This is a genomic window from Pantoea deleyi, assembly GCF_022647325.1.
In the GTDB taxonomy this organism is placed as follows: Bacteria; Pseudomonadota; Gammaproteobacteria; order Enterobacterales; family Enterobacteriaceae; genus Pantoea; species Pantoea deleyi.
Genome location: NZ_CP071405.1, coordinates 3,080,330 through 3,106,884 on the forward strand (window position 1 = coordinate 3,080,330; position 26,555 = coordinate 3,106,884).

Annotated in this window: 24 protein-coding genes; 10 read left to right on the plus strand and 14 right to left on the minus strand. The window is 59.4% G+C overall.

Going from position 1 to position 26,555, the window contains the following annotated elements:
- Window positions 1-160 precede the first annotated feature (160 nt).
- The 4 genes from J1C59_RS14625 to proB all read right to left on the minus strand — a co-directional run bounded on the left by J1C59_RS14625 (window position 161) and on the right by proB (window position 4,320).
- Window positions 161-439: a transcriptional antitermination N peptide gene (locus tag J1C59_RS14625; protein WP_111141857.1), complete on the minus strand. Its 279-nt coding sequence runs from the start codon at window positions 437-439 to the stop codon at window positions 161-163.
- Between the two features lie 421 nt (window positions 440-860).
- Complete coding sequence (locus J1C59_RS14630; RefSeq protein WP_128086255.1) at window positions 861-1,592, minus strand: S24 family peptidase; 732 nt, start codon at window positions 1,590-1,592, stop codon at window positions 861-863.
- Between the two features lie 360 nt (window positions 1,593-1,952).
- Window positions 1,953-3,206 carry a glutamate-5-semialdehyde dehydrogenase gene (proA, locus tag J1C59_RS14635; protein WP_128086254.1) on the minus strand — a complete coding sequence of 418 codons (1,254 nt, stop codon included), beginning with the start codon at window positions 3,204-3,206 and terminating at the stop codon, window positions 1,953-1,955.
- 10 nt (window positions 3,207-3,216) lie between these two features.
- The gene (gene proB / locus J1C59_RS14640; RefSeq protein WP_140917113.1) at window positions 3,217-4,320 is read right to left on the minus strand and encodes a glutamate 5-kinase; all 1,104 of its coding nucleotides are present in this window, start codon (window positions 4,318-4,320) and stop codon (window positions 3,217-3,219) included.
- A gap of 238 nt (window positions 4,321-4,558) precedes the next feature.
- Here proB and ompC point away from each other — a divergent pair, with 238 nt between their 5' ends.
- Entirely contained in the window at window positions 4,559-5,671 is a 1,113-nt protein-coding gene (gene ompC / locus J1C59_RS14645) for a porin OmpC (protein WP_128086042.1), read from the plus strand.
- Between the two features lie 90 nt (window positions 5,672-5,761).
- On the opposite strand, the gene crl is transcribed toward ompC, so the two are convergent.
- The 3 genes from crl to gpt form a co-directional block, all read right to left on the minus strand.
- Window positions 5,762-6,163, minus strand: a complete 402-nt coding sequence (gene crl / locus J1C59_RS14650; RefSeq protein WP_111142234.1) for a sigma factor-binding protein Crl — start codon at window positions 6,161-6,163, stop codon at window positions 5,762-5,764.
- A 131-nt stretch (window positions 6,164-6,294) separates the two neighbouring features.
- Entirely contained in the window at window positions 6,295-7,542 is a 1,248-nt protein-coding gene (gene frsA, locus J1C59_RS14655) for an esterase FrsA (RefSeq protein WP_128086043.1), read from the minus strand.
- A gap of 115 nt (window positions 7,543-7,657) precedes the next feature.
- A complete protein-coding gene (gene gpt / locus J1C59_RS14660) occupies window positions 7,658-8,116 on the minus strand; it encodes a xanthine phosphoribosyltransferase (RefSeq protein WP_128086044.1) in 459 nt (152 codons plus the stop codon).
- Between the two features lie 254 nt (window positions 8,117-8,370).
- Here gpt and pepD point away from each other — a divergent pair, with 254 nt between their 5' ends.
- The 4 genes from pepD (at window position 8,371) to J1C59_RS14680 (ending at window position 13,788) form a co-directional block, all read left to right on the plus strand.
- Window positions 8,371-9,828, plus strand: coding sequence for a beta-Ala-His dipeptidase (gene pepD / locus J1C59_RS14665; RefSeq protein WP_128086045.1), 1,458 nt, complete (start codon window positions 8,371-8,373; stop codon window positions 9,826-9,828).
- Between the two features lie 363 nt (window positions 9,829-10,191).
- Window positions 10,192-11,697 carry a sugar ABC transporter ATP-binding protein gene (locus J1C59_RS14670; RefSeq protein WP_128086046.1) on the plus strand — a complete coding sequence of 502 codons (1,506 nt, stop codon included), beginning with the start codon at window positions 10,192-10,194 and terminating at the stop codon, window positions 11,695-11,697.
- Window positions 11,694-12,695: an ABC transporter permease gene (locus tag J1C59_RS14675; protein ID WP_128086047.1), complete on the plus strand. Its 1,002-nt coding sequence runs from the start codon at window positions 11,694-11,696 to the stop codon at window positions 12,693-12,695. Before J1C59_RS14670 ends, J1C59_RS14675 begins: the two co-directional genes overlap by 4 nt.
- Window positions 12,696-12,720: 25 nt before the next feature.
- Entirely contained in the window at window positions 12,721-13,788 is a 1,068-nt protein-coding gene (locus J1C59_RS14680) for a sugar ABC transporter substrate-binding protein (protein ID WP_128086048.1), read from the plus strand.
- 11 nt (window positions 13,789-13,799) lie between these two features.
- Here J1C59_RS14680 and dinB read toward each other — a convergent pair whose 3' ends face one another.
- Entirely contained in the window at window positions 13,800-14,855 is a 1,056-nt protein-coding gene (dinB, locus tag J1C59_RS14685) for a DNA polymerase IV (RefSeq protein WP_128086049.1), read from the minus strand.
- A gap of 244 nt (window positions 14,856-15,099) precedes the next feature.
- Here dinB and dpaA point away from each other — a divergent pair, with 244 nt between their 5' ends.
- Window positions 15,100-15,846, plus strand: a complete 747-nt coding sequence (gene dpaA, locus J1C59_RS14690; RefSeq protein WP_140917112.1) for a peptidoglycan meso-diaminopimelic acid protein amidase — start codon at window positions 15,100-15,102, stop codon at window positions 15,844-15,846.
- Here the strand turns inward: dpaA and J1C59_RS14695 are convergent.
- On the minus strand, window positions 15,817-16,584 hold the full coding sequence (locus J1C59_RS14695; RefSeq protein ID WP_128086050.1) for a class II glutamine amidotransferase: 768 nt from the start codon (window positions 16,582-16,584) through the stop codon (window positions 15,817-15,819). The two genes, dpaA and J1C59_RS14695, sit on opposite strands and share 30 nt — an antisense overlap.
- A 50-nt stretch (window positions 16,585-16,634) precedes the next feature.
- Window positions 16,635-17,213 (minus strand): D-sedoheptulose 7-phosphate isomerase, encoded by a 579-nt coding sequence (lpcA, locus tag J1C59_RS14700; protein ID WP_128086051.1) that lies wholly within the window; start codon window positions 17,211-17,213, stop codon window positions 16,635-16,637.
- A gap of 243 nt (window positions 17,214-17,456) precedes the next feature.
- On the opposite strand from lpcA, the gene fadE reads away from it, so the two are divergent.
- Window positions 17,457-19,907 carry an acyl-CoA dehydrogenase FadE gene (fadE, locus tag J1C59_RS14705; protein WP_128086052.1) on the plus strand — a complete coding sequence of 817 codons (2,451 nt, stop codon included), beginning with the start codon at window positions 17,457-17,459 and terminating at the stop codon, window positions 19,905-19,907.
- Window positions 19,908-20,065: 158 nt separating this feature from the next.
- Here fadE and mtnK read toward each other — a convergent pair whose 3' ends face one another.
- A complete protein-coding gene (gene mtnK, locus J1C59_RS14710; RefSeq protein ID WP_128086053.1) occupies window positions 20,066-21,265 on the minus strand; it encodes an S-methyl-5-thioribose kinase in 1,200 nt (399 codons plus the stop codon).
- 121 nt (window positions 21,266-21,386) lie between these two features.
- Between mtnK and mtnA the strand changes: the two genes are divergently transcribed.
- A complete protein-coding gene (gene mtnA / locus J1C59_RS14715) occupies window positions 21,387-22,409 on the plus strand; it encodes an S-methyl-5-thioribose-1-phosphate isomerase (protein WP_140917111.1) in 1,023 nt (340 codons plus the stop codon).
- 54 nt (window positions 22,410-22,463) lie between these two features.
- On the opposite strand, the gene J1C59_RS14720 is transcribed toward mtnA, so the two are convergent.
- Genes J1C59_RS14720 through J1C59_RS14730 form a run of 3 tightly spaced genes read right to left on the minus strand, consistent with a single transcriptional unit; the run spans window position 22,464 to window position 24,302 of the window.
- On the minus strand, window positions 22,464-23,006 hold the full coding sequence (locus tag J1C59_RS14720) for a 1,2-dihydroxy-3-keto-5-methylthiopentene dioxygenase (RefSeq protein WP_128086748.1): 543 nt from the start codon (window positions 23,004-23,006) through the stop codon (window positions 22,464-22,466).
- 1 nt (window position 23,007) lies between these two features.
- Window positions 23,008-23,691: an acireductone synthase gene (gene mtnC, locus J1C59_RS14725; protein WP_128086749.1), complete on the minus strand. Its 684-nt coding sequence runs from the start codon at window positions 23,689-23,691 to the stop codon at window positions 23,008-23,010.
- A complete protein-coding gene (locus tag J1C59_RS14730; protein ID WP_128086750.1) occupies window positions 23,688-24,302 on the minus strand; it encodes a methylthioribulose 1-phosphate dehydratase in 615 nt (204 codons plus the stop codon). Before J1C59_RS14730 ends, mtnC begins: the two co-directional genes overlap by 4 nt.
- A gap of 332 nt (window positions 24,303-24,634) precedes the next feature.
- Between J1C59_RS14730 and J1C59_RS14735 the strand changes: the two genes are divergently transcribed.
- Both J1C59_RS14735 and J1C59_RS14740 read left to right on the plus strand, forming a co-directional pair.
- Entirely contained in the window at window positions 24,635-25,795 is a 1,161-nt protein-coding gene (locus J1C59_RS14735; protein ID WP_128086751.1) for a pyridoxal phosphate-dependent aminotransferase, read from the plus strand.
- Window positions 25,783-26,550, plus strand: coding sequence for an amidohydrolase (locus J1C59_RS14740; RefSeq protein WP_128086752.1), 768 nt, complete (start codon window positions 25,783-25,785; stop codon window positions 26,548-26,550). Before J1C59_RS14735 ends, J1C59_RS14740 begins: the two co-directional genes overlap by 13 nt.
- The last annotated feature ends 5 nt before the right edge of the window (window positions 26,551-26,555 follow it).

Here is a 26,555-nt window from a genome sequence, read left to right on the forward strand (position 1 = left end):
AGAAATACATAACGCCTGCTGATCATTACCCCGCGCCGCGCAGCAGAATGCCCTGCTGACCATCCAGCAAAACTGAACAGTATTTCAGCAGATTGCGTCCAGCCGGAGCTGGAGTTCACGGAGCTTTGATCGGAACGGAAACCGCCGTTTTCTTTGCCTGTCAGCCCACGGCGTAGAGATGGACGTGCGGCAGACAGCAGTTGTCGAAACTGGGTGTTTCCTGGCTGGTAATGCGGGGAGCGGTGATTGCGCGTTCAACGCGCGGGGTGACCTGACGCTGGCAGATTTGCTCTGCACGCCGCAGGGGTAGTGTTTCAGTCGGGAAGTTCAGCGCCTGGTCGATGCTCTGTTTCAGGCTGCTGAGAGGTTGGCGCCGCCGATGGCGGCGAGTACGTGCGTTGCCCACAAAAACGCTTTTGCCATAGTGAATTATCGCCATAACTCCTCCTGTGAATGAGTCTTTGGCGATGGGGTGGCAGGCGCGAGCTTTCGGTGATCCGAACGGGCCCGAATGTCGTTTATCGCGATCGCACGCCTGCCGCCCGGCTGCGTAAGCAGCCAGGTGGAAAGTAAGCGAAGGGAAATAACGGCATCTGACGACGCTGCATTTTGCGCATCCACCCCATCCCAAAGTTCACTGACTTTTGGGTGGTATGATTCGCGCTTGTGCAGCGCCTCAATTGTTTAAGAGCGGCTCATCCCTGAAAGAACTGCTTCGTTCATCCATGTTCAAATTATTAACAGGTTCTTATGCATTATCAAACACTGTTGGTTAATTTTTTATTTACCGCTGGTTAAATTTATGAATTTAAGCCGATTATTTTTTTGCAGCCCTTCTGAGGAAAGCGGCAAAAGCGGGCTTAGCCGAGGATTTGATAGTGACGTGCCTGGCTCATGATAACTTTAGCCAGCACCTTCAGGCTGGTCACGTCCTCATGATTAAGATACCAGGTTTCATAACGTTTATTATCTGAAATTACGGCAATTTTCTTATGCTGAAGCTGTAAACGTTTGAGGTAGAGCTGCTCGTCGAGCGTAAAAATATAGATGCCGTCGCCGTCAAACATCCGCACGCTGATGTCCACAAACAGCTGATCGCGCGGCGCAAAAGTATCCGCCATGGAGTCGCTGTTGATCGCGATAAGGCGAATGTTCTCCGCCGGTCGGCCGTTAAACAGCACGCGCGCCTCATCCAGACCATACTCAATGGCCTGAATCGTCTCCACAAACTCATCGCGCGCAGGCAGGCCTGCCGCGCTGCGCTGCCCGATGTCGAGACTGTCGACGCGATACACACTTTTGTGGGCAGTGAACGAATTCAGCGTGACCGGTTCCACGGGCTGATCCATCCCGTACTGCAGCCACTCCACCCGGACGCCCAGCAACTGGCTGAGCGCCAGCAGATTGCCGCCATCGGGGACGGACTGCGCATTAAACCACTTCCACACTCCTGGCGTTGATATCTTACAGCCTTGCTGCTGCAGGGCCCTGGCAACCTGTTTGTTTCGTCCATGTCCGACAATGCCGGCACTCTCACAGGCCGCTATCAGCCTGGCAGTGAAAGCCTGTCTTGTACTTTCTTTTTTAACCATCAGTTAATAATCAGCCATAGAAGAGATACTGGATGTTATTTTCATTATTGCTACCAGTTCATTTTATATTACCGCTCATTGACTACCTAACCGCTTTATCAAGCATTTCTGAATATCATTATCCGCTTCCGCCTGCCGCTGAACAAAAAATATTGCCTCAGGCCGCATAGCGCCTGAGCTTTCAGGAATCTTCCGTAAGAAATTGCGTGAAATTCAGCCAGCATAGCGGATAGCGGTGACGACGCCAGCGCGAAAAGAGATCTGATTCACAAAAAACTCTATCTTTCGCTGGCCCGAAAAAATGCGCTAAAAAAAACGGGAGTCTGTGAAAGACTCCCGTTTTGTTAAAAATTAGTGTGGTCAGGACCGGAGCGTGTCGTCGCCCCAGGCTATCCATTTATAGGTGGTCAGCGCCTCTAACCCCATCGGCCCGCGGGCATGCAGCTTCTGTGTGCTGACCGCCACTTCGGCGCCCAGCCCGAACTGCCCGCCGTCGGTAAAGCGGGTGCTGGCGTTGACATAGACCGCCGATGAGTCGACCTGACGCACAAAGCGCGCCGCGTTGCGGGTACTGCGGGTCAGAATGGCATCAGAATGCTGCGTGCCGTGGGTGCGGATATGGTCGATCGCCTCATCCATATCCGCCACCAGCCGGACGTTAAGATCCAGCGACAGCCACTCATCGTTATACTGCTCAGGAGTCACCTGGGTGACCGTGGCTGGCCCCTGCTGCAGCTGCGCGAGCACATTGCTGTCGGCGTGCAGCGCGATCCCTTCCTGCGCCATGCGCGCGCTGAAGGCGGGCAGGAAGCGCCCGGCCATTGCCTGATCCACCAGCAGCGTCTCCAGGGAGTTACAGGCGCTGGGACGCTGTTTCTTGGCGTTAACGATCAGATCGAGTGCCGGTTCGATCTCCATCGTCTCATCGATATAGATGTGACAGACGCCGATGCCGCCGGTGATCACCGGAATGGTCGAATTCTCCCGGCACAGCTTGTGCAGACCGGCTCCGCCGCGCGGGATCAGCATGTCGACGTAGCGATCCAGCTTCAGCAGCTGACTGACCAGCTCGCGGTCGGGATTTTCAATCGCCTGGATAATGGCCGTCGGCAGACCGTGCTGCTGCAGCGCATTCTGGATGACGCGCACCGTGGCCGCATTGGTGCGCCACGTCTCTTTTCCGCCGCGCAGAATGGCGGCGTTGCCGGTTTTCAGGCAGAGGCTGGCGACATCAATTGTGACGTTGGGACGCGCCTCGTAAATCACCGCGATCACGCCCAGCGGCACACGGCGGCGCTCAATTCGCAGCCCGCTGTCGAGCAGGCCGCCATCCATTAACTGGCCGACCGGATCGGTCAGCTGGCAGACCTGACGGACATCGCTGGCGATGCTGCTGAGCCGCTGCGGGTTGAGCGTCAGTCGATCCAGCAGCGCGGCACTCATGCCGTTCTGGCGCGCATCGGCCAGATCCAGCGCGTTCGCCGCCAGAATATCGGCGCTCTCCGCTTCCAGGCGGTCGGCAATGCTCATCAGCACCTGATTCTTTTCGGCCGTCGACAGATCGGCCACGGTGTAAGCTGCGGCGCGTGCCGCTTTTCCCATCTCTTCAAGCATTGTCCGCTCCTTAACTGACGATCATATCGTCGCGGTGAACCGCCACCGGGCCATATTCGTATCCCAGGATTTCACTGATCTGCTGGCTGTGGTGACCGGCGATCATCCGCATGGCGTCGCTGTTGTAGCGCGACACGCCATGAGCGATATCGCGCCCCTGCAGGCTGCGGATCCGGATCACCTCACCGCGCGAGAAGTTCCCCTGGATAGCGCGGATGCCTTTGGGCAGCAGCGAGCTGCCGCGTTCGATAATCGCCGCCAGAGCCCCGTCATCGACGGTGAGTTCGCCCGCCGGTGGCGCGCCGAAGATCCAGCGTTTGCGATTCTCCAGCGGCGACTGCTGCGCATGAAAGCGCGTGCCGACCGGTCTGCCGTCGATCACATCGCCGATCACGCCGCTGCGGCTGCCGGAGGCGATGATCACGTCGATACCCGCGCGGCAGGCGACATCGGCCGCCTGAAGCTTGGTGGACATGCCGCCGGTGCCCAGCCCGGAGACGCTGTCACCCGCCAGGGCGCGCAACGCATCATCGATGATATGGACGTCGCTGATCAGCTCCGCATCGGGGTTATTGCGCGGATCGGCGGTAAACAGCCCCTGCTGATCGGTCAGCAGCAGCAGCTTGTCGGCTCCGCCCAGCATCGCGGCCAGCGCGGAAAGGTTATCGTTGTCACCGACTTTGATCTCGGCCGTGGCGACGGCATCGTTCTCATTGATGACCGGCACGATGTGGTTATCCAGCAGCGCACGCAGCGTGTCGCGGGCGTTCAGGAAGCGTTCGCGATCTTCCATGTCGGCACGGGTCAGCAGCATCTGACCAATATGGATACCGTAGATGGAAAACAGCTGTTCCCACAGCTGAATCAGACGGCTCTGCCCCACCGCAGCCAGCAGCTGCTTTGAGGCGATGGTGGGTGGCAGTTCGGGGTAGCCCAGATGTTCGCGTCCGGCGGCCATCGCGCCAGAGGTGACGATCACAATGCGGTGGCCTGCGGCGTGCTGCTGCGCACACTGACGGACCAGTTCCACCATGTGCGCCCGATTTAACCGGCGTGAGCCGCCGGTAAGAACGCTGGTACCCAACTTGACCACAAGGGTCTGACTGCCACTCATATTTCCTGCCGTAGTGAAAAATTTTTACGAAAGGACGTTTTAACAGGAGTCGATACGGAAGCCAACAGCCAGCGGGGGAAAAGCACGAAATTACGCGGACAAGGCGGTAGACCAAAAGTTCGGCATTAACAAGAAATCAGGAAAAGTGTCATAAAAAGTTCATCAGCGACGGGTAAAAAGTCGGTGCTTTACAAAAACTTTCATTTTTTTACGGCGTTCACATTGGGATTGATAGCAAATGAAGAAAAGCACACTGGCCATGATCCTCTCCACGCTGACGCTGGCTTCGGCCGCGCAGGCTGCCGAAATCTATAACAAAGACGGCAACAAGCTGGACTTATACGGCAAGGTTAAGGCGGAGCATTACATCAGCGATAATGCCAGCGCAGACGGGGACAAGTCCTATACCCGTATCGGCTTCAAGGGTCAGACGCAGATTAACGACCTGATGACCGGTTATGGTCAGTGGGAATATCAGTACAACCTCAACAACTCCGAAGGCAGCGATGCGAATAACGGCAACAAAACCCGTCTTGGTTTTGCCGGCCTGAAATTCTCTCAGTATGGTTCGGTGGATTATGGCCGTAACTACGGTGTGCTGTATGACGTGGAATCCTGGACCGACGTCTTCCCGGAGTTTGGCGGCGACGGCACGGCCCGCTCCGATAACTTCATGACCCAGCGCGCGACCGGCGTGGCGACCTACCGCAACAACAACTTCTTTGGTCTGGTCGATGGCCTGAAATTTGCGCTGCAGTATCAGGGCAAAAACGACGCCTCCAGCGCCAACTCCCGTACCGACATCAACCGTCAGAACGGCGACGGCTACGGTGCCTCTCTGGGCTATGCGCTGGGCGATTCCGGCGTGAGCCTGATGAGTGCCATCACCTCCTCTGACCGCACCACCCAGCAGCAGGCGCGCGCCTATGGCCGTGGTGACCGTGCGGATTCCTGGGGCGCGGGTGTGAAGTATGATGCCAACAGCGTCTACCTGGCGGCGATCTACACCGACACCCGCAACATGACGCCAATCAGCGGCACCAACCGCACCACCGGCGCTGCTGTTTCGGGCGCCGCTAACAAAGCGCAGAACATCGAGCTGGTCGCGCAGTATCAGTTTGATTTCGGTCTGCGTCCCTCTATCGGTTATGTGCAGACCAAAGGCAAAGATATCGAAAACGGTATCGGCGATGCGGATCTGGTGAAATATATCGATGTGGGCGCGACCTACTACTTCAACAAAAACATGTCCGCCTTTGTGGATTACAAAATCAACCAGCTGGATGATGACAACGCGCTGTCGCTCAACAATGACGACGTGGTGGCGATGGGTGTGACCTACCAGTTCTGATTTCAGGCGCCTGTCTGCGGGCAGGCGCAACAGAGCAGCCATAAAAAAAGGGCGAGTTTTTTAACTCGCCCTTTTTACGCTGAACCCTACTCAGGCGCTCAGCTTCACCGGTTTCTCATCGAAGTCGCTGGCCGGGATTAGATCCAGCTCCTGCTCCTTCAGCATCGCTTTCAGGCGGGTATGGAAATTCCGTAACGTCTCTTCAACGCGCGCCGTGTTCTCTTTGCCCTTGATGGTGGCTACTGACCAGTCGCCCTCTTTATCGAACAGACCGATATGGTAGACATAGGTAAAGTGGTCAGCCTGCGCTTCCAGCTCCATCCACCAGCCCCAGAACTCACGCAGTTCCGGTGCCGGTTTGACATTGACGCAGGCAGCCAGGCAGTCGAAGAAGAACCGGGTTTCGCCACATTTCCCCTCGCGAATATAGGGACCCAGCTCCGTAAAGCGCTTAAGCAGGCGACTGCGGGGGTGACCACTTGGTAACGTCATGCTGATTCTCCGTTGGTTTTGACCGCTATACAGCCCTGTTTTTCCCGGCACTCTGCTCACGTCATGGCGTGAAACAGGCCGCCCGGAACAATTTCGCTACTAGTTGTAGCAAACAGTGTAAATTTTTCCAGTTACCTTTTTAGACGCTTCTCCAGCCAGTCGCAAATTTCATTCAGCGCCCGGTCGAAACTGGCTATCATCGGCTTCACCGGAATCAGCAGGGCTTTGCCGTCTGACGAGGAGTTCGCAATCAGCCTGCTCTCCTCCTCCGGGCTGAAGAGATCGTTCTGCCAGTAGCCCGACAGCATCGGCGTCGGCGTGCGGCGGCCCAGTAAGCCCTGGGTTTTCAGCGAGTAGCGATTGAGTTCGGTGCGCAGCGCGCTGTCGGAGGCGGTGGCCATGCCCAGCCGGCTCGCCAGCATATCCATATACATATCCGGAATTGCATCCTGCAGCGGTCGCTGCGTCAGCAGGGCGTTAACAATCGGGCCCAGACAGGCGACGCCGCGCAGCCGCTGCGACTCCAGATAGGCCAGCCTTACCGCCACGTTGGCCCCGAAGCGGTAGCCAAACGCCGCCACCCGCTGATGATCGATCCACGGCACGTTTTCCAGATCGCGCAGAACCTGCTGATGGAGGAAGCTGGTGTCCTGATTCAGCGTCCACTTCACCGAGTTACCGACCGACGGCATATCAATGGTCAGCATCGCGATGCCGCGCGGGGCAAGGTAGTCGTGAAAAAGGCGGTAGTGATCGCTCTGCAGGGAGTCGAGCGCACCGCAGAACAGCACGGTGGGATAAGGGGCGTCCACTCCCGGCGGCATGTGCAGAAAGCCGCTGACCGGGCTGCCGTTCGGGATGGCAAAGGTGAGGATTTTCAGTTCGCCGGGCAGCCGCTGCGTTGCCTCTTCATAGGCGCGATTCGCCAGGGTCTGCGCCTGATCGGCCAGCTCATCCCCTTTGATATAGGGATAGGCGGCGACGCTGTAGAGATGCGCCGCATGCAGCCAGTGGTTGCCCGCCTCGCTATCGTCGCGGGTCTCCAGCGCCTTCTGCTGCCAGAAGCCCGCCTGCCGGCACCATTCAAACGGCCAGTTGCCGCCACGAAACCCGATAACCGTGTCGAGCAGTGCTTCATCGGTGTGTTCAGCCCGGCTGATGGCGATTCGCGCCAGCACTTCGCTGATCTCCTGCGGCGTCAGGCCGCGCCATGCCCACATCAGTTTATTCAGCATGCGATACCAGCCCCGCTGGCTGTCACCATCCAGGGCGGAGTGGACATCCGGGGTAGCGTGATGCTGGCGGCGAACCAGGGAAGAGGTTTCAGGATGTTTGAAGCGCGGCTTGAACAGCTCCTCGCTGAGATTTTTGCTCGACATACTCACTTCTCCTGCATCAGAACGGCGATGGCTAAGTGTACTGTACGGCTATTCAGCGTGCGAGGCTCAGAAAGCACAACGCCCGGAAAACCGGGCGTTGTCTGATGTGTATCAATCAGCTTTTTACAATCGGCGGGATGTAGACCACACCCATATCCCACGGCTGCTCAATCCAGGTATCCTGCGGGATATCCACGATGTAATCGTCAACCAGTGCACGACCGGCCGGTTTTGCGAAAATGGTGCAGAAACGGGCTTTCGGGTACATCTCGCGGATCGCCTGGGCGGTGCCGCCGGTGTCCACCAGGTCATCGATCACGATAAACCCTTCGCCGTCGCCTTCTGCGCGCTTCAGCACTTTCATTTCGCGCTGATGATCGTGGTCGTAGCTGGAGATGCAGACGGTATCAACGTAACGGATACCCAGTTCACGGGCCAGCAGCGAAGCCGGTACCAGACCGCCGCGGCTCACCGCGATGATGCCTTTCCACTGTTCAACAGGCAGCAGGCGCTGGGCCAGTTTACGGGCATGAATCTGAAGCATGTCCCAGGTAACGACGTATTTTTCGCTCATAGAATAGAAATCCCAGCCAACCGAAGTGGCTTAAAAATGTGCAACGGGGAAAAGGTTGCGCGAGATTATAAGGAGTTGACGCGCTAAAAACCAGCACCCGCGCGCTGGTTGCGGCTTTTTAGCGCGCCGGAGAGCGCACCCGGTGAAAAACAGTGATATTCTCGGGCCTGGCTCGTCAGATTTTCTGACGGCGATTTTTCACTGGAAACTCGCGATGTCCGGCTTCGCCGGTACACGGATACAGGAGACCTGTCGTGTCTGAATTGTCTCAACTCTCTCCACAGCCACTGTGGGATATTTTCGCTAAGATCTGCTCCATTCCGCACCCCTCGTTTCACGAAGAGGCGCTGGCTGGCTACATCATGGGCTGGGCTAAAGAGCAGGGCTTCTGGTGTGAGCGCGATCAGGTCGGCAACATCCTGATCCGTAAACCCGCCACGCCGGGCATGGAAAACCGCACCCCGGTTGCGCTGCAGGCGCATCTGGATATGGTGCCGCAGAAAAATAACGACACCGTGCATGACTTCACCAAAGATCCGATTCAGCCGTGGGTTGATGGCGAGTGGGTCAGGGCACGCGGCACCACGCTGGGCGCGGACAACGGCATCGGTATGGCCTCGGCGTTGGCGGTGCTGGCGGACAGCAGCCTGACGCATGGCCCGCTGGAAGTGCTGCTGACCATGACCGAAGAGACCGGCATGGATGGCGCGTTCGGTCTGCAACCCAACTGGCTGCAGGCTGAGATCCTGATCAACACCGACTCTGAAGAAGAGGGTGAGATCTACATGGGCTGTGCGGGCGGTATCGACTTCGTGACCACCCTGCCCCTGACGCGTGAAGCCGTTCCGGCTGACTTCCAGACCCTGAAGCTGACGCTGAAAGGGCTGCGCGGCGGTCACTCCGGCGCGGATATCCATATGGGTCTTGGCAACGCCAACAAACTGCTGGCGCGCTTCCTGGCGGCACACGCGGCCGAACTGGATCTGCGTCTGCTGGCCTTCAGCGGCGGTACGCTGCGCAATGCGATTCCGCGTGAAGCCTTTGCAACGGTGGCCGTTGAGAGCCATAAAGCCGACGCGCTGAAATCGGCGGCGGCGCAGTTCCTGAGCGCCATTAAGAACGAGCACGGCATTAAAGAGCCAAACATCGCGCTGGTCACCGAGCCGCTGGCGCATCAGGGTGACGCCCTGAACCGTGACAGCCGCGATCGCTTCCTTAACCTGCTGAACAGCACGCCTAACGGTGTGATCCGCAATTCAGACGTGGCGAAGGGCGTGGTGGAAACCTCACTGAACATCGGTGTGGTGACGATGGAAGATGACCACGCTGAGATCAACTGCCTGATTCGCTCCCTGATCGACACAGGCCGCGACTACGTGGTGCAGATGCTGACCTCGCTGGGCCAGCTGGCAGGCGCGCAGACCAAAGCGAAAGGCGGCTATCCGGGCTGGCAGCCTGATGCGGACTCCGCCATCATGGCGCTGACGCGTCAGACCTATATCGCCCTGTTTGATAAGACCCCGAACATCCAGGTTATTCACGCAGGTCTGGAGTGTGGTCTGTTCAAAAAACCGTACCCGGACATGGATATGGTGTCGATTGGGCCAACCATCACCGGGCCACACTCGCCGGATGAGCAGGTTCACATCGAAAGCGTGGGCCTCTACTGGAAACTGCTGACCACCCTGCTGAACGTGGTGCCGGAAAAGTAATCCGCCGCAACAGATGACGTCAGCGCGCAGGAGGGACGGTGACAGCGGCTTCTGCTCCGCCCCTCTTTACGGTGCTGGCCGAATCTGAACGCCGATCGGCGCTGACCTCAGCAAAAAATCTTAACCAGGCGCCCGCCTGGTTTTTTTATTCCTCTGCTTTTTCACCAGCATAATTCGCTACCTTTTCCGCCCTTCTCCCCGCAATTCCGCCACGTTCCCGCGCTTCGCTGGTTATAGCCGCCATTATGTCCAGATGTCTGGATGGCTAATAAGATTTCGTGCTAGCTTATGCGCTTTCGGCTGTTGCCGCTCCCTGTCGTTCAGGAAAAAATGCGGCCAGTGATTCTTCAGGAGAGTAATGACATGCCAGGGTTAAACTGCCTTGAGATGCGTAACATCTCCATCGCTTTTGGCGGGTTTGCCGCGCTATCGTCGGTGGATTTCCGCAGCGAAGGCCATTCGGTCCATGCCCTGACCGGCGCGAACGGCGCAGGGAAATCCACGCTGATGGCGATCCTGTCCGGCGCGCACAGCCACTACAGCGGCGAGATCCTGCTGGATGGTGAGCCGGTCTCTATCCGCTCGCCCCGTGACGCTAAACAGCGGGGGATCCACCTGGTTCAGCAGGAAGTGGATGTGGCGCTGGTGCCGCAGCTCAGCGTGGCGGAAAACATCCTGCTGGATCGGCTGGCCGAACCCGGTCATCGCTATCGCTGGGGAGAAATCCGCCGTCAGGCGCGGGCGCTGCTGGCGCAGCTCGACGTGACGCTGGATGTTAACCGGCTGGTCGAGCGCTGCACCCTGGCGGAAAAACAGCAAATTCTGCTGGCGCGGGCGCTCTCCCATCACTGCCGCTTTCTGATTCTGGATGAACCCACCGCCCCGCTGGATCAGCACGAGAGCGAACGGCTGTTTGCCGTGGTGCGTCGTCTGCAGCACAGCGGCATTGGCGTGGTCTTTATCTCTCACCGCATCCATGAACTGAAGGCGGTCTGCGACCAGCTGACGGTGCTGCGCGATGGCCGCCTGGTGGAAACCGGTCCGATGGCCGCGCTCAGCGGCGAGCAGATCGTCGAGAAGATGCTGGGACATCAGCTCACCGATATCTTTCCGCCCCGCCGGCCACAGGCGGCGCAGCCGCTGCTGCTGGCGGTAGAAGGATTGCACGATGAGCAGCTGCTGCAGGCTATTTCGCTGCGGCTGCACAAAGGCGAGATCCTCGGCATCGCGGGCCTGGCCGGTGCCGGTAAAACCGAACTCTGCAAGGCGCTGTTCGGCGCCAGCAAAAGCCGCATCAGCCGGGGCGAACTGCATGGCCAGCCGTGGCAGCCCCGTTCTCCGCACGACTCGGTCAGCCGCCGCATGGCGCTGGTGCCGGAGGAGCGGCGCAAAGAGGGGATCTTCATCGATGAGCCGGTCGCGATGAACCTCAGCGTCAGCGCGGACGACAGTTTTTCACGCTGGAGCCTGTTTGGTCATCGCCAGGCGTGGCGCTGGGCGGAGCAGGTTATCCGCCAGCTGCAGATACGCACCACCGGCCCGGCTCAGACCCTGCGCCGTCTTTCCGGCGGCAATCAGCAGAAGGTGGCAATTGGCAAATGGCTGCGCAACAACGCAGACGTGCTGATTTTTGACGAGCCGACCAAGGGCGTCGATATCAAAGCGAAAACCGAACTCTTTACCCTGATCGACAGCCTGGCGCGGGAAGGCAAAGGCATTATCTACGCGTCGGGTGAATTTTCTGAACTGGTCGGCTTGTGCGACCGGATTTGCGTGCTCTGGGATGGACGTATTGTGGCCGAACTGGCTGCAGAGGACGTCACCGAAGAGACGCTTTTGCTCTATTCCACCGGAGGAACCCCTGCGTGAGCAGCAAAGAGACCCATCTGAATCTGACCGCCACGCCGTGGCGTCACCAGCTTTTCGACTTCCTCTATAAATGGGGGATGTTGCTGACGGTGGTGATCCTGATCGCCGCTTTTGGCCTGGCTTCCGATAGCTTCCTGGAGCCGAATAACATCATCAATATCCTGCGCTCGATTGCCATCGTGACGGTGATCGCGATCGGCGTTTCGATCTCGCTGACCGTGGGCGGCTTTGATCTCTCGGTCGGCTCGACCGCCTCGCTGGCCAATGCGCTGGTGATCTCCCTCTTTGTCTGGTACGGCTTTGGCACCACCAGCGCGATCCTGATCACCCTGGCGCTCTGTACGCTGGTTGGGCTGTTCAACGCCTTTCTGATTGTGATCCTGCGTATCCCCGACATGCTGGCGACGCTGGCGACGCTGTTTGTCATCCAGGGGGTGGCGATGACCTACAGTTTCGGCGGCTCAATCACTGAGAATATGGTCCTGCCGAGCGGCGATATGGCCGAAGGCACCATTCCGGCCGCCTTTGGCCTGCTCGGTCAGGTGCCGACCATCGTGATCATTATGCTGGTGGTGACCGTCGCGGCGCAGCTGGCGCTGTCGCTGACCAAACATGGCCGCCGGATGTATGCGCTGGGCGGCAATCCGGAAGCGGCGCGCCTGTCGGGCATCCGCACCACCCGCTACCGGGTGCTGGCGTATGTGATCGCCTCGCTGCTGGCGGGTCTGGGCGGCATCCTGCTCGCCTCGCGCATCGGCTCTTCTCAGGTCAACGCCGGAAGCGGCTATCTGATGGATGCGGTCGCGGCGGCGTGGATCGGCTTCTCGCTGGCCGGTTCCGGCAAACCCAATGCGCTCGGCACGCTGGTCGGCGCGGTGATCCTCGGCGTGCTGCAGAACGGGCTGGTGATGCTCTCCGTTCCCTACTATGCCATGGACATTATTAAAGGACTGGTGCTGGCCTTAGCGCTGGCGATCACCTATATCCAGCGCCGCTGAGGCGCGTTTACCGGAGTTCATCACAATGAAAAAAATCACACTCTCGCTGCTGGCTCTGAGCCTGCTGAACGCCAGCGCCGCCTTCGCGGACACCGTTACGCCGGTGCCTGCCGCTATCGCCAGCCATGATGGCCCGATTCGCATCGCCGTGATCCGCAACCTGGGTTCCGATGACAACACCACCCAGTTTGTGGCTGGCGCGATCCAGCAGGGTCGTCAGCTGGGCTTTAAGGTCAGTACCTTCCTGAGCAACGGCGATGATGCGCGCTTTCAGGACTTTGTGAATCAGGCGATCAGCCAGAAGTATGACGGCATCGTGCTGTCACACGGTAAAGCGCCTTACGCCAGCGGTCTGGTCAGGCGGATTGCCGATGCGGGCATTAAGCTGGCGGTGTTCGATACGCCGGTAGACAGCCCGATTCCGGGCGTCACCGTGACCGCCCAGGATGACGCCTCGCTGGCACAGCTGTCGCTGGGCCAGCTCATCAGTGACTTCCACGGCAAGGCGAAGATCGTCAAACTGTGGGTCGCCGGCTTCCCGCCAATGGAACGCCGTCAGGTGGTCTATGAAAAACTGCTGAAAGAGAATCCGGGCATCCGGCAGCTTGAGTCGATCGGTGCGGTTTCGACCGACGTTCAGGGTGACACGGCGAACAAGATCGGCGCGATTCTGGCGAAATACCCGAAAGGTCAGATCGACGCCATCTGGGGGGCGTGGGATGCCTTCAGCCAGGGCGCATATAAAGCGTTGCAGGAGAATGGCCGCACCGAGATCAAGCTCTACAGCATCGACGTGTCAAACCAGGATCTGCAGCTGATGCGCGAGAAAAACAGCCCGTGGGTGCAGACGGTGGCGGTGGATCCGAAAACCATCGGCGCGGTGAACATGCGTCTGGTGGCGAAGAAGATTGCCGGTGAAGAGACGCCAGCCACCTACCAGTTTAAAGCCGCGTCGATTTCGCAGCAGCAGCTGAGCAGCCAGCCGGGCGCGGTGAACGTCGCATCGCTGAACAAAATCATTCCGGGCTGGGGCGATAATCAGGATTTCGTTGCGCCGTGGTTCGCCACCCTGGCGGCGAAAAACAGCCAGTAAAGCGCGGGCCGTTACAGCCCCAGCAGCAGCTGACGCTCAAGCTGGGGATCGACCATCGTCACATGTAACCCCACCAGCCGCACGCCACGCCCGGCACGACGCTCATCCCAGGTCTTGCGGGCGATGGCTATCATGTCCTCTTTATTCAGCACCGGCCAGATATGCTCCTGAGTCGTCTGCTGAAAGTCGCTGAACTTCAGTTTGACGCCCTGACGCGCCACCTGCTTATCGGGCCGGATCTGCGTCAGACGGCGATCCAGCTCGGCATAGAGAAAATCGATAATCTCCAGGCAGGCTTCCCAGTCGCTGATATCCTCCGCCAGCGTGCGCTCAACGCCCAGCGATTTACGCTCACGCTCTACGATTACGCCCCGCTCATCGATGCCGTGGCTGCGCTCCCACAGCACCCGGCCAAACTTTCCAAAGCGTTTCAGCAGCAGCGCCAGATCCGCCTTCTGCACGTCGCCGCAGGTGACCAGCCCCATCTCCTCCAGCTTTTTGGCCGACACTTTGCCGACACCGGGAATTTTTGCCAGCGGCAGGGTCAGCAGAAAATCCGCCATCTCCGGCGGCGTGATCACATACTGGCCGTCCGGCTTGTTGAGGTCAGAGGCGATCTTCGCCAGAAACTTAATCGGGGCGATCCCGGCCGAGGCGGTGAGGCCGGTTTCACGGAAAATGGTGGCGCGGATCGCCTGGGCCATCAGCGTCGCCGAGCCGTGACAGTGCGGGCTGTCGGTCACATCCAGATAGGCTTCGTCCAGCGAGAGCGGTTCAATCAGCGGCGTGTAACGGCTAAAGATGTCGCGGATCTGCGCAGAGGCTTCTTTGTAGGCATCGAAGCGGCCCGGCAGCAGACGCAGATGAGGGCAGAGTTTGAGCGCCATGCCGGTGGGCATCGCACTGCGCACGCCATATTTGCGGGCCGGATAGTTGGCGGTGCTGATCACGCCGCGGCGTTCGCGGCTGCCACCAATGGCGATCGGGATATCGCGCAGCTGGGGATTGTCACGCATCTCCACCGCGGCATAGAAGCAGTCCATATCGACATGAATGATTTTACGCATACCCCCTCCGACACTGGATAAGTATACAGTTGGCGGAAGTAACTGCAATCTCTGTCGCGTTAAGGATTAAAGTTTACAAATTTCTGACCGAATAACTGCCAGTAATTCGCGAATTTGGCTGAGACCGTCTTGCTAAAAAAACAGACAATGTTTAATGTTGCGCTGCGGTAGCGGACAGTTCCGATAATGCAAGCAGAGACGCACAATTTGCGTCATGTTCTCTTCACCTCAAGGTACACACAGCATGGGCAAAATCGCACTCCTGTTTGCGATGATTTTACTGCCAGCCCTCAGCATGGCAATGACTCCCGAACCCGTTCAGACGGCGGCACCGGTCAGCAAAGAGTTAAAGAAACAGTTACTTGGCACCCCGGTTTATATCCAGATCTTCAAGGAAGAACGCACACTCGAACTTTACGGCAAAATTGGTAACGAATACCGCCTGCTGGATACCTACCGCATCTGTAACTTTTCGGGAGGCCTCGGCCCGAAACGCCGCGAAGGCGATTTCAAAAGCCCGGAAGGTTTTTACAACGTGAAGCTGAATCAGCTGAAGCCGGACAGCCGGTTTTATCGCGCGATCAACATCGGCTTTCCGAATCAGTATGACCGCAATCAGGGCTACAGCGGCAACTACCTGATGATCCATGGCGACTGCAAATCGATTGGCTGCTATGCCATGACCAACGCCTATATGGATGAGATTTTTACCTATGTGAATGCCGCGCTGCGTAACGGTCAGCAGGAGATCAGCATCAGCATCTATCCGTTCCGCATGACCGACAGCAACATGCAGCGTCACCGCTACTCCACCTACGCCAGTTTCTGGCAGCAGCTGCAGCCGGGATATGCCTGGTTTGCGAAGTATCATCAGCCGCCGGTGGTGAACGTCGCCAGCGGGAAATATGTGATGAACAGCAGCCCGGCACCGGTTTTAGCCAGTCCCGAAGCCGCTTCACGCTCATTCCTGGCGCTCTCCAAGGCAGAATAAGGCCCATTCACCTGGCGCAATCCGCTGCCAGGTTTCATTGGCCGTCAGCGGCTGCGTCGCGATCACCGTCACCACGTCATGCGGCGTGGTGTGCTGCTGAAAATCGACCTCCACATCCTGATCCAGCAGCTGCGCCCGGCCAAAGGGTGCGCGGCGGGTGATCCAGAAGAGGTTGGTCGAGCAGAAGGCCATCAGGTAACGGCCATCTGACAGCAGCATGTTAAACACGCCCTTCTGCCGCAAGATTCCCGCCAGCTCCCCGATAAAACGAAACACCGCAGGCCAGTTGCCCGGCGTGCGCGGGTAGCGCGTGGCCAGCTGATGCAGGATCCAGCAGAACGCCTTTTCGCTGTCCGTTTCACCGACCGGCCGGAAGGTGCCGGTTTCCAGCTGACGATAGCCTTTGAGCTGGCCGTTGTGCGCATAGGTCCAGTTGCGACCCCACAGCTCGCGGGTAAACGGGTGCGTATTTTCCAGCGACACCTGGCCGCGGTTGGCCTGACGGATGTGCGCCACCACCGAATGCGATTTGATGGGGTACTCCTGCACCAGACGCGCAATCGGCGAGTTAAAGCTTGGCAGCGGATCTTTAAACGTACGGCAGCCTTTGTCTTCGTAAAAGGTAATGCCCCAGCCATCTTTGTGAGGCCCGGTTCCACCACCACGCTGAACCAGTCCGGTAAAGCTGAAACAAATATCCGTGGGAACATTGGCGCTCATCCCGAGCAATTCGCACATAGCCACCGCCTTAGATTAAGCGGCCCCCCGTGAGCGGGAGGCCGGCGCAATTACTTCACCATCTCTTTTTCGATCAGCAGCATCAGGATATGGATCACTTTGATGTGGATCTCCTGGATGCGATCGGCATAACCAAAGTGTGGCACCCGGATTTCAATGTCGGCACTGCCCGCCATCTTACCGCCATCTTTACCGGTCAGGGTGATCACTTTCATCCCCTGCGCACGTGCCGCCTCAATCGCCCTGATGATGTTGGCGGAGTTGCCGGAGGTGGAAAGCCCCAGCAGCACATCGCCCGGCCGCCCTACCGCTTCCACGTAGCGTGAAAAGACGTAGTCGTAGCCAAAGTCGTTACTGACGCAGGAGAGATGGCTGACGTCAGAGATGGCAATCGCCGGATAACCAGGACGGTTTTCACGGTAACGGCCGGTCAGCTCTTCGGCGAAGTGCATCGCATCGCAATGTGAGCCGCCGTTACCGCAGGAAAGCACCTTGCCGCCCGCCTTGAAGCTGTCAGCCAGCAGCACCGCAGCACGCTGGATCGCATGGATATTGGCATCGTCACTGAGGAAGGTGTTCAGCGTATCAGCAGCTTCATTAAGCTCAGCGCGGATGATGTCCTGGTACATAGGGGTGTCCTTTTGTAGGAGAGGTTAATCGCAGCAAGTTTAACGGAATGGCCCGTCAGCGCAAAGCGTCATGCCGGGCCACGGCGGCGATTCTGACCGCAGCCACTGATGAAAAAACGCACAGGGCAGGGATTTTGTGAGGCAGGTTGTAATTGCGATGTAAACAAATTGATAAATAGCGCCAACTGCTCTAAACCTCTCTACATAACAGGTCAGACCTCTTACTACTTGGAGCGGTTCACTATGATGGTTGTTTCGATACTTGCCACAGTGGCGCTGATTGGCGCCCTGTTCTATCACCGCCTGTCGCTTCGGCTGAGCAGCGTGATCCTGCTGCTCTGGACCGCCGCGATGGCTGTTGCTCATCTCTGGACGCCGTGGCTGCTGCTGCCGCTGGCGATCATTCTGCTGCCGTTTAACCTGCCGTCGCTGCGTCGCAGCCTCTTCTCAGCGCCAGTTTTTCAGCGTTTCCGTAAGGTAATGCCGCCGATGTCACGCACCGAAAAAGAGGCGATCGATGCGGGCACCACCTGGTGGGAAGGCGATCTGTTCCAGGGCAAACCGGACTGGCAGAAGCTGCACAACTATCCGCAGCCGCGTCTGACCGCCGAGGAGCAGGCGTTTCTCGACGGCCCGGTTGAGGAAGCGTGCCGTATGGCCAACGATTTCCAGATCACGCATGAGCTGGCCGATATGCCGCCGGAACTCTGGGCCTATCTGAAAGAGCATCGTTTCTTCGCGATGATCATCAAGAAAGAGTATGGCGGACTCGATTTCTCCGCCTATGCGCAGGCCTGCGTGCTGCAAAAACTGGCGGGAGTGTCCGGCATACTGGCGATCACCGTGGGCGTGCCTAACTCACTCGGCCCGGGCGAACTGCTGCAGCACTACGGCACCGACGAGCAGAAAAATCACTATTTACCGCGCCTGGCGCGCGGCGATGAGATCCCCTGCTTTGCGCTGACCAGCCCGGAAGCGGGTTCTGATGCCGGGGCGATCCCCGATACCGGCGTGGTCTGCATGGGCGAATGGCAGGGCAAACAGGTGCTGGGTATGCGCCTGACCTGGAACAAGCGCTACATTACGCTGGCGCCGATCGCGACCGTGCTGGGCCTGGCCTTCAAACTCTCCGACCCGGATCATCTGCTCAGCGACAACGAAAACCCAGGCATCACCTGTGCGCTGATCCCGACACATACGCCGGGCGTAGAGATTGGTCATCGCCACTTCCCGCTGAACGTGCCCTTCCAGAACGGCCCGACCCGCGGCAAAGATATCTTTGTGCCGATTGACTACATTATTGGCGGGCCGGAAATGGCCGGTCAGGGCTGGCGGATGCTGGTCGAGTGTCTGTCGGTGGGTCGCGGCATTACGCTGCCGTCTAACTCCACCGGCAGCCTGAAAACGGTGGCGCTGGCGACCGGAGCCTACGCTCACATCCGCCGTCAGTTCCGTCTCTCTATCGGCAAGATGGAAGGGATCGAGGAGCCGCTGGCGCGCATCGCCGGTAACGCTTACGTGATGGACGCCGCAGCCACGCTGATTACCGCCGGGATTATGCAGGGTGAAAAACCGGCGGTGCTGTCGGCGATTGTGAAATATCACTGCACCCATCGCGGTCAGCGCGCCATCATCGACGCCATGGATATTGCCGGGGGTAAAGGCATTATGCTCGGCAACAGCAACTTCCTGGCTCGCGCCTATCAGGGTGCGCCCATCGCTATCACGGTGGAAGGCGCGAACATCCTGACCCGCAGCATGATTATCTTCGGTCAGGGGGCTATCCGCTGTCATCCTTATGTCCTGCAGGAGATGGCGGCGGCGGCCAGCAACGACGTTAACGCGTTCGACCGGGCGCTGTTCAGCCACATCGGCCATGTCGGCAGCAGCGCCATGCGCAGCCTGTGGCTGGGGATCACCGCCGGACGCACCAGCGCCAGCCCGACCCGCGACAGCACCCGCCGTTACTATCAGCACCTGAACCGCATCAGCGCGAACCTGGCGTTGCTCTCTGATGTGTCGATGGCCGTACTGGGCGGCAGCCTGAAGCGGCGTGAGCGCATCTCGGCGCGTCTGGGTGATGTGCTGAGTCAGCTCTATCTCGCCTCGGCGACGCTGAAACGTTATGACGATGAGGGCCGCAACGAAGCCGATCTGCCGCTGGTGCACTGGGGCGTGCAGGATGCGCTGCATCAGGCTGAAGAGGCGATGGACGATCTGCTGCGTAACTTCCCGAACCGGCTGGTGGCGGGCGCCCTGCGGATGATGCTGTTCGCAGGCGGACACCACTGCCCGGCTCCGTCTGACCGTCTGGATCATCAGCTGGCGAAAATGCTGCAGCAGCCCTCCGCGACCCGCAGTCGCCTGGGCCGTGGCATGTACCTGACGCCGAGCGAACATAACCCTGCCGGTCAGCTGGAACAGGCGCTGCAGGATGTCATGGCCGCCGAGGTGATTCATGACCGGCTGTGCAAACAGACGAAACAGCCGCTCTCCTTTACCCGGCTGGATGCGCTGGCGAAGCGCGGGCTGGAGCAGGGCTGGATCGATGCGAAAGAGGCTGAGATTCTGCAGCGTGCCGAAGTGAGTCGTCTGCGGTCGATTAACGTCGATGAGTTTGAGCCGGACGCACTGGCGGTGCCGGTGCCTGAGAAAGCGCCTCAGCCCGCCTCACGGACCAGCGAGGCGGCATAGCTTGGAGCCGATGTGACGCCGGCACCGGGGACTGAACGTACAGCGATGCGAGCCAGGGATGGCTTTCGCGACGTTCCAGTCTGGCCCTGTTCCGGCGCGGGCCTCCTTTATCGCCCGCCTTTGCGTTACCTGAAAGCCGACATCCTGTCGGCTTTTTTTTATCCCGCCTGACGGATGCGGGCAATCAGCGCATCCGCATCTTCAACGTGGTCGGCCGCCAGTATCAGCGTGCGGCCCAGGTTGATCGCATTGCGGATGCAGTCGGTGCGCATTGCCGGATCGGCAATCAGCTTCATATCTGCAACGTGGGACATCCCCACCGTGCGGCGAATCAGTTCGGTTCCGCAGTAGCCAATGGTATCGGCCCACACTTTGCGCAGAAACGCCGCCGCGTAGCCCGGCCAGGCCAGCGCCTGATCGCGGGTTTTCGCTTCCGCCAGCGCCAGGAAGCGTGAGGCAAAGGTCGACCAGAGCGTATGTATATCGCTGAGGCGCTGTTCGCGTGCATCGGCCGCTTCGCGCGGCGCCAGCAGTCCCGGCAGGCCGCAGTAGTTAATCAGCAGATTCCCGATAGCGGTACCGACGTCAAAACCGATGGGGCCAAAATAGCCAAATTCCGCATCGATCGCCTTAAGGCTGCCATCTGCCACGAAGATCGAGCCGCTGTGGATATCCCCGTGCAGCAGCGCTTCGGCGTGGGCGAAGAAGCGATGTTTCAGGCCGCCTACCGCAATGCGCAGCGCGGCGTCATCGCGCAGGCTGGCGACCAGCGGTTCCAGCGCGGCGGGATAGCTGTTGCGCTCATGCTGGGTGTAGGGATCGTTAAAAAAGAGATCCTCGGTGATTTCACACATTTCCGGATTGATGAAACGCGCCACTTCCGCTTTTTTCTGGTGCGGATGCAGGATGAAATCGGAGGTATGGAACAGGGTGTCGGCCAGATAGACGCCTAACTGCCGGGCCGCTTCCGGGTAGTAAACCCCCTTCACCAGCTCGCCGCGCCAGATGCGATGGCTGGAGAGATCCTCCATCACCATCACCGCCAGGTCCGCATCGTAATGGGTAATCTGCACCGTGTGCTGCGGACAATGTTTGTAGTGCTCGACCAGCGTCTGCGCTTCCAGCCGCGCCCTGTCCAGCGTCAGCGGCCACGACTCGCCCACGCAGCGCACATAGGGCAGCGCCTGCTTGACCACCACCCGGCTGATGCCCTGGTCGTCATAGATCTTAAACACCAGGTTGAGGTTGCCATCACCAATCTCTTCTGCCCGGCTCAGTGCAGCAGGATTGTCCACACCGCCAAATTGCCGGGCATAGTCCACAGCATCAGCAGCAGTAAAGGTATGGTATTGCGACATTGCCTGTTCCTCATCAATCGAAGGGGGATGACCGGGTATAATAAGCCGTTCAGACGTCTATACATCCGTTCAGCATGTTGGCACAATACCTGTCATTAACGCAACATGGATTTCACCCACAATGCAGACACTTAAAACTACCAGTTTACAGGTTCGTGACAATCAGCTCTGGATCCTCGACCAGCAGGCGCTGCCGCAGCAGAAAAACTGGCTGCCCGCGCATAGCGTGCCGCAGTTGGTTGAGCATATTCATGCGTTGCGGGTGCGAGGTGCGCCGCTGATCGGCCTTTCCGCCTCGCTGCTGCTGGCGCTGCTGGCCGGTCAGGGAGAGGGACGGGCTGAGCTGGCGCAGGCGCTGGAGACCCTGCGCGCCGCCCGCCCGACTGCGGTCAATCTGATGAACAATCTGGATCGGATGAAAGTGGCGCTGGCGCAGCCGGACTTTGCCTCCGCGCTGGCGGAGGAAGCCTGGCGGCTGGTGCAGGAAGATAAGCAGTTGTGTGATGCCATCGCGGAGGCGGGCTGCACGCAGGTCAAACCCGGCAGTCAGCTCCTCACCCACTGTAATACCGGCGGCCTGGCCACGGCGGGTGTCGGCACCGCGCTGGGCGTCATCGCCCGGGCGCATCAGCAGGGTCGGGTGAAAAATGTCTGGGTGGATGAGACCCGCCCGCTGCTTCAGGGGGGACGCTTAACGGCCTGGGAGCTGGGTGAGCTGGAGGTGCCTTACACCCTGATTACCGACTCCATGGCCGCCAGCCTGATGGCGCGCGGCGAGGTGGATGCGGTCTGGGTCGGCGCGGACCGCATTGCTGCCAACGGCGATGTGGCGAACAAAATCGGCACCTACAGCCTGGCGGTGCTGGCCCACTATCATCAGATCCCGTTTTACGTCGCGGCTCCGCATACCACGCTGGATCGCCACTGTCCTGATGGCGCCGCGATTCCGATCGAGCAGCGTGCCGCCAGCGAAGTCACAGGCGTTGCGGGCAGCTTTGGCAGCGTTCAGTGGGCGCCGGAGACGGCGAAGGTCTTTAATCCGGCGTTCGATGTCACGCCTGCCGCCCTGATCAGCGGCTGGATACTGGACACCGGCGTGGTGACGCCCGGGCAGGTGCAGAACGGCCTCTTTCAGCCCCAATAAGGCGCACTGAGGCGCGGGCAGCGCTGCCCGACGCCTCGATCGCAGTCTGACCGATTACGCCAGACGCGGATAGGCATCCGCGATCTTATCGCCGGTGAAGTTCGCCACCCAGCCTTCCTGATTATCGAAAATACGGATCGCGGTGAAGTGCGGTGACGACCCCATGTCAAACCAGTGAGGCGTGCCCGCCGGCACCGAAATCAGATCGTTCTTTTCGCAGAGGATCTGCAGGATCTCGCCATCCAGATGCAGACAGAAGAGTCCGGCACCCTCGACAAAGAAGCGCACCTCATCTTCGCCGTGCGTATGCTCGTTGAGAAACTTCTCGCGCAGCACGGTTTTCTGCGGATTGTCGGCGCGCATGCTGATGACATCCCAGCTCTGATAGCCCTTCTCCGCCACCAGCCGATCGATGGCGTGCTGATAAGCCCGGATAACGGTTTCGGCGTCCGGGTTATCACCCAGGTTGCGATCCGCTTCCCAGCGTTCAAAACGGACGCCTCGGGTGTTCAGGCGATCGCGGATCGCCTCTGCATCGGTGCTATGCCACACCGGCTGTGCGGCATCACGATCGGTAAAAATAGTCAGTGCACTCATCCTAAATCGACTCCGGGTTAATCTGGGAAAAATCGGTGACCTGCCGGTGGCGGCTCTCAGGATCTGCCTCACCACGCAGGAGTTGCCGCGTCTGCCAGCCCGCCTCCGCGGCCGCATCCAGCTCCTGATGAATGTCGGAAAGAAACAGCAGCTGCTCCGCTGGCTGGCCGATCTCAGCAGCAATCGCCCGATAGGCGGCGACCTCACGTTTGGCCCCGACGTGCGTGTCAAAGTAGCCGCTGAACAGGCCAGTAATATCACCTTCGTCGCTGTAGCCAAATAACAATTTCTGCGCCGCCACCGAGCCGGAGGAATATACATAGAGTTCAATGCCCTGCGCCTTCCAGCCGCGCAGCGCAGGCACAACATCAGGATAGAGATGGCCGGTGAAACTGCCGTTGAGATAGCCGTCGCGCCAGATCATGCCCTGCAGAGCTTTCAGGCCGGTGGATTTGCGATCCTGATCCATGAAATCCAGCAGGATCGTCATCACCGCCGCCAGGCCGGCCTCTGGCTGACCGGCCTCGTCACGCACCGACTGCAGCGCCGCGGCAACCTCAGGCTGATCGGCATGGTCGCGCACGAACGCGGGCAGATGCTGACGCGCAAAGGGAAACAGGATGTTGTGTACAAAGCGGATATCGCTGGTGGTGCCTTCAATATCGGTGACAATCGCGTGAATCATGCTCTCTCCAGCAGGCGACGTTGACGTTCGCATTCAAATAAAAACTCCAGACCTTCCAGATGACGGCGTGCTTCGCTGACGTCCCGGCCCCAGCAGGTTAAGCCGTGGCCGCGCAGCAGGAAGCCATAGCGCAGCGAAAACCGGGCGGCGTAATCCTCAATTTCCGACGCCAGCGCCGCGATATCCTGACTGTTGTCGAACACCGGGATCGCCACGGTATCCAGATGGGTCTGCTGTCCGCTTAGCGATTTTTGCATCTCATAGCCGTGCAGCAGCAGCGCCGCCCCCTGCTCTACCCGCGACAGCACGGTCGAATTGACCGTGTGGGTGTGCAGCACCGCGCCCGCTTCGGGAAAGAGGCGATAGATCATCGTGTGCAGCCCGGTTTCTGCCGACGGCTTACGGCCCGACAGTGACTGGCTGGTGGCGATATCGACCTCGATGAAATCATCCCGCGTCAGCGTGCCTTTGTCTTTGCCCGATTCGCTCAGCAGGCAGACATGCGCATCGCGACGCACGGACATATTTCCGCCGGTGGCCGGCGCCCAGCCTTTCGCCCCAATCCAGTGACAGGCAGCGACCAGCTGATCTAACGGAAGAGTCTGCGACATAACGGTTCCTTGCGGTGAAATGTGATACCGGGTGGCGTAACTATGGGTAAAGGCGACAGAAGCCCCCGCCGTTGTGGTGAACTTTTTAGCCTGAGCATCCCACGTTTAACTCCTGTGATCCGGGTCCTGCCCGATGATTCGCGTGTCAGTCGGGCGGCAAGGGCGTGCATCCCCCGGACCGGGGTCAGCACCTGCCGCCCGCGCCGCTGAGGGGCGGAGCATGATGCATTTAGCCGTCTAAGCGTCTTGATTGCCAAATACTATCATCCTGTTTATAGTGGCACAAACCCCGGGTGACACCGCATCAATCTTCGCGCTTAAGGCCTGACACCATGACGCAGCACAACCTGATCCCCGAGAGTAAGCTTCCATTACTCGGCACCACGATTTTCAGCCAGATGAGTGCACTGGCTCAGCAGCACAACGCCATCAACCTCTCGCAGGGCTTTCCTGATTTCAGCGGTCCCGACTATCTGCAGCAGCGGCTGGCGTTTCACGTCAGCCAGGGCGCGAACCAGTATGCGCCGATGACCGGTGTGCTGCCGCTGCGTGAGGCGATTGCTGAGAAAACCGCGCGGCTTTATGACTACCGGCCCGATGCTGAAACCGAGGTGACGGTGACGGCGGGTGCCACCGAGGCGCTCTATGCGGCGATTACCGCACTGGTGCGGCCGGGCGATGAGGTGATCTGCTTTGATCCCAGCTACGACAGCTATGCGCCTGCGGTGGCGCTGTCGGGCGGCATCATGAAACGCATTGCGCTGCAGCCGCCCGCTTTCCGCGTCGACTGGGCGGCCTTTGCTGAGTTGCTGAGTGACAAAACCCGGCTGGTGATCCTGAACACGCCGCACAATCCGTCGGCCACCGTCTGGCAGCAGCAGGATTTCGCCGCGCTCTGGCAGGCGATTGCCGACCGGCCAGTCTATGTGCTGAGCGACGAGGTCTATGAGCATATCTGCTTCGATGAGGCGGGCCACGCCAGCGTGCTGGCCCATCCTGGGCTGCGTCAGCGGGCCGTCGCGGTCTCCTCATTTGGCAAGACCTTTCATATGACCGGCTGGAAAGTGGGTTACTGCATTGCGCCTGCGGCGATCAGCGCTGAGCTGCGCAAGGTGCATCAGTATCTGACCTTCTCGGTCAATACCCCGGCGCAGCTGGCAATTGCGGATATGCTGCGTGAACATCCGGAACATTATTATGAGTTGCCAGCGTTTTATCGCGACCGCCGCGACCGGCTGGCAACGGCGCTGACCGCCAGCCGCTTTAAAGTTTTACCCTGCCAGGGCACCTATTTCCTGCTGGTGGATTACAGCGCCCTCTCCGACCTGGATGATGTGAGCTTCTGCCAGTGGCTGACCCGCGAAGTGGGCGTCGCGGCGATCCCGCTCTCGGTGTTCTGCGCCGATCCTTTTCCTCATAAACTGATTCGCCTCTGTTTTGCCAAACAGCCGGCGACCTTAGATGCTGCCGCGGAGCGCTTATGTCAGCTTTAAAAATCACGCTATTGCAGGAGACGCTGAGCTGGATGGATGGCGAGGCCAATCTGCGCCATTTTGACGCGCAGCTGGCTGGCCTCACCGGCCGCGATCTGATTATCCTGCCGGAAATGTTTACCACCGGTTTTGCGATGGAGGCCGCGAAAAGCTCACTGCCCGAGGCGCAGGTAATTGCGTGGCTGCATCAGCATGCCCGGCGTACCGATGCCCTGATTGGCGGCAGCGCGGCGATCCAGACCGACAACGGCGCGGTAAACCGTTTCCTGCTGGTCGCCCCCGACGGTACGGTGCATCAGTATGATAAGCGCCACCTGTTCCGGATGGCGGATGAGCATCATCACTATCTGCCCGGCGAACAGCGCCAGGTGTTTGCGTGGCGCGGCTGGCGTATCCTGCCGCAGATCTGCTATGACCTCCGCTTCCCGGTCTTCTCACGCAACCGCAACGATTACGATCTGGCGCTCTACGTCGCCAACTGGCCAGCGCCGCGTGCGCAGCACTGGCAGGCGCTGCTGTTAGCGCGGGCCATTGAAAATCAGGCTTATGTGGCAGGCTGCAACCGCGTCGGCAGCGACGGCAATCAGCATCACTACAGCGGCGACAGCCAGATTATCTCTCCGCAGGGCGAGATCCTCAGCGCGGCCGAGCCGCATCAGCGCGCCCGGCTGGATGCCGACCTGTCGCTGGAGACGCTCAACGCCTACCGCGAGCGCTTCCCGGCCTGGCAGGATGCGGATCGCTTTTCGCTGTAGAACCC

Coding starts and splice junctions, on each gene's coding strand:
- J1C59_RS14625 (WP_111141857.1), bottom strand. CDS start 439: ATGGCGATAATTCACTATGGCAAAAGCGTTTTTGTGGGCAACGCACGT.
- J1C59_RS14630 (WP_128086255.1), bottom strand. CDS start 1,592: ATGGTTAAAAAAGAAAGTACAAGACAGGCTTTCACTGCCAGGCTGATA.
- proA (WP_128086254.1), bottom strand. CDS start 3,206: ATGCTTGAAGAGATGGGAAAAGCGGCACGCGCCGCAGCTTACACCGTG.
- proB (WP_140917113.1), bottom strand. CDS start 4,320: ATGAGTGGCAGTCAGACCCTTGTGGTCAAGTTGGGTACCAGCGTTCTT.
- ompC (WP_128086042.1), top strand. CDS start 4,559: ATGAAGAAAAGCACACTGGCCATGATCCTCTCCACGCTGACGCTGGCT.
- crl (WP_111142234.1), bottom strand. CDS start 6,163: ATGACGTTACCAAGTGGTCACCCCCGCAGTCGCCTGCTTAAGCGCTTT.
- frsA (WP_128086043.1), bottom strand. CDS start 7,542: ATGTCGAGCAAAAATCTCAGCGAGGAGCTGTTCAAGCCGCGCTTCAAA.
- gpt (WP_128086044.1), bottom strand. CDS start 8,116: ATGAGCGAAAAATACGTCGTTACCTGGGACATGCTTCAGATTCATGCC.
- J1C59_RS14670 (WP_128086046.1), top strand. CDS start 10,192: ATGCCAGGGTTAAACTGCCTTGAGATGCGTAACATCTCCATCGCTTTT.
- J1C59_RS14680 (WP_128086048.1), top strand. CDS start 12,721: ATGAAAAAAATCACACTCTCGCTGCTGGCTCTGAGCCTGCTGAACGCC.
- dinB (WP_128086049.1), bottom strand. CDS start 14,855: ATGCGTAAAATCATTCATGTCGATATGGACTGCTTCTATGCCGCGGTG.
- dpaA (WP_140917112.1), top strand. CDS start 15,100: ATGGGCAAAATCGCACTCCTGTTTGCGATGATTTTACTGCCAGCCCTC.
- J1C59_RS14695 (WP_128086050.1), bottom strand. CDS start 16,584: ATGTGCGAATTGCTCGGGATGAGCGCCAATGTTCCCACGGATATTTGT.
- lpcA (WP_128086051.1), bottom strand. CDS start 17,213: ATGTACCAGGACATCATCCGCGCTGAGCTTAATGAAGCTGCTGATACG.
- fadE (WP_128086052.1), top strand. CDS start 17,457: ATGATGGTTGTTTCGATACTTGCCACAGTGGCGCTGATTGGCGCCCTG.
- mtnK (WP_128086053.1), bottom strand. CDS start 21,265: ATGTCGCAATACCATACCTTTACTGCTGCTGATGCTGTGGACTATGCC.
- mtnA (WP_140917111.1), top strand. CDS start 21,387: ATGCAGACACTTAAAACTACCAGTTTACAGGTTCGTGACAATCAGCTC.
- J1C59_RS14720 (WP_128086748.1), bottom strand. CDS start 23,006: ATGAGTGCACTGACTATTTTTACCGATCGTGATGCCGCACAGCCGGTG.
- mtnC (WP_128086749.1), bottom strand. CDS start 23,691: ATGATTCACGCGATTGTCACCGATATTGAAGGCACCACCAGCGATATC.
- J1C59_RS14730 (WP_128086750.1), bottom strand. CDS start 24,302: ATGTCGCAGACTCTTCCGTTAGATCAGCTGGTCGCTGCCTGTCACTGG.
- J1C59_RS14735 (WP_128086751.1), top strand. CDS start 24,635: ATGACGCAGCACAACCTGATCCCCGAGAGTAAGCTTCCATTACTCGGC.
- J1C59_RS14740 (WP_128086752.1), top strand. CDS start 25,783: ATGTCAGCTTTAAAAATCACGCTATTGCAGGAGACGCTGAGCTGGATG.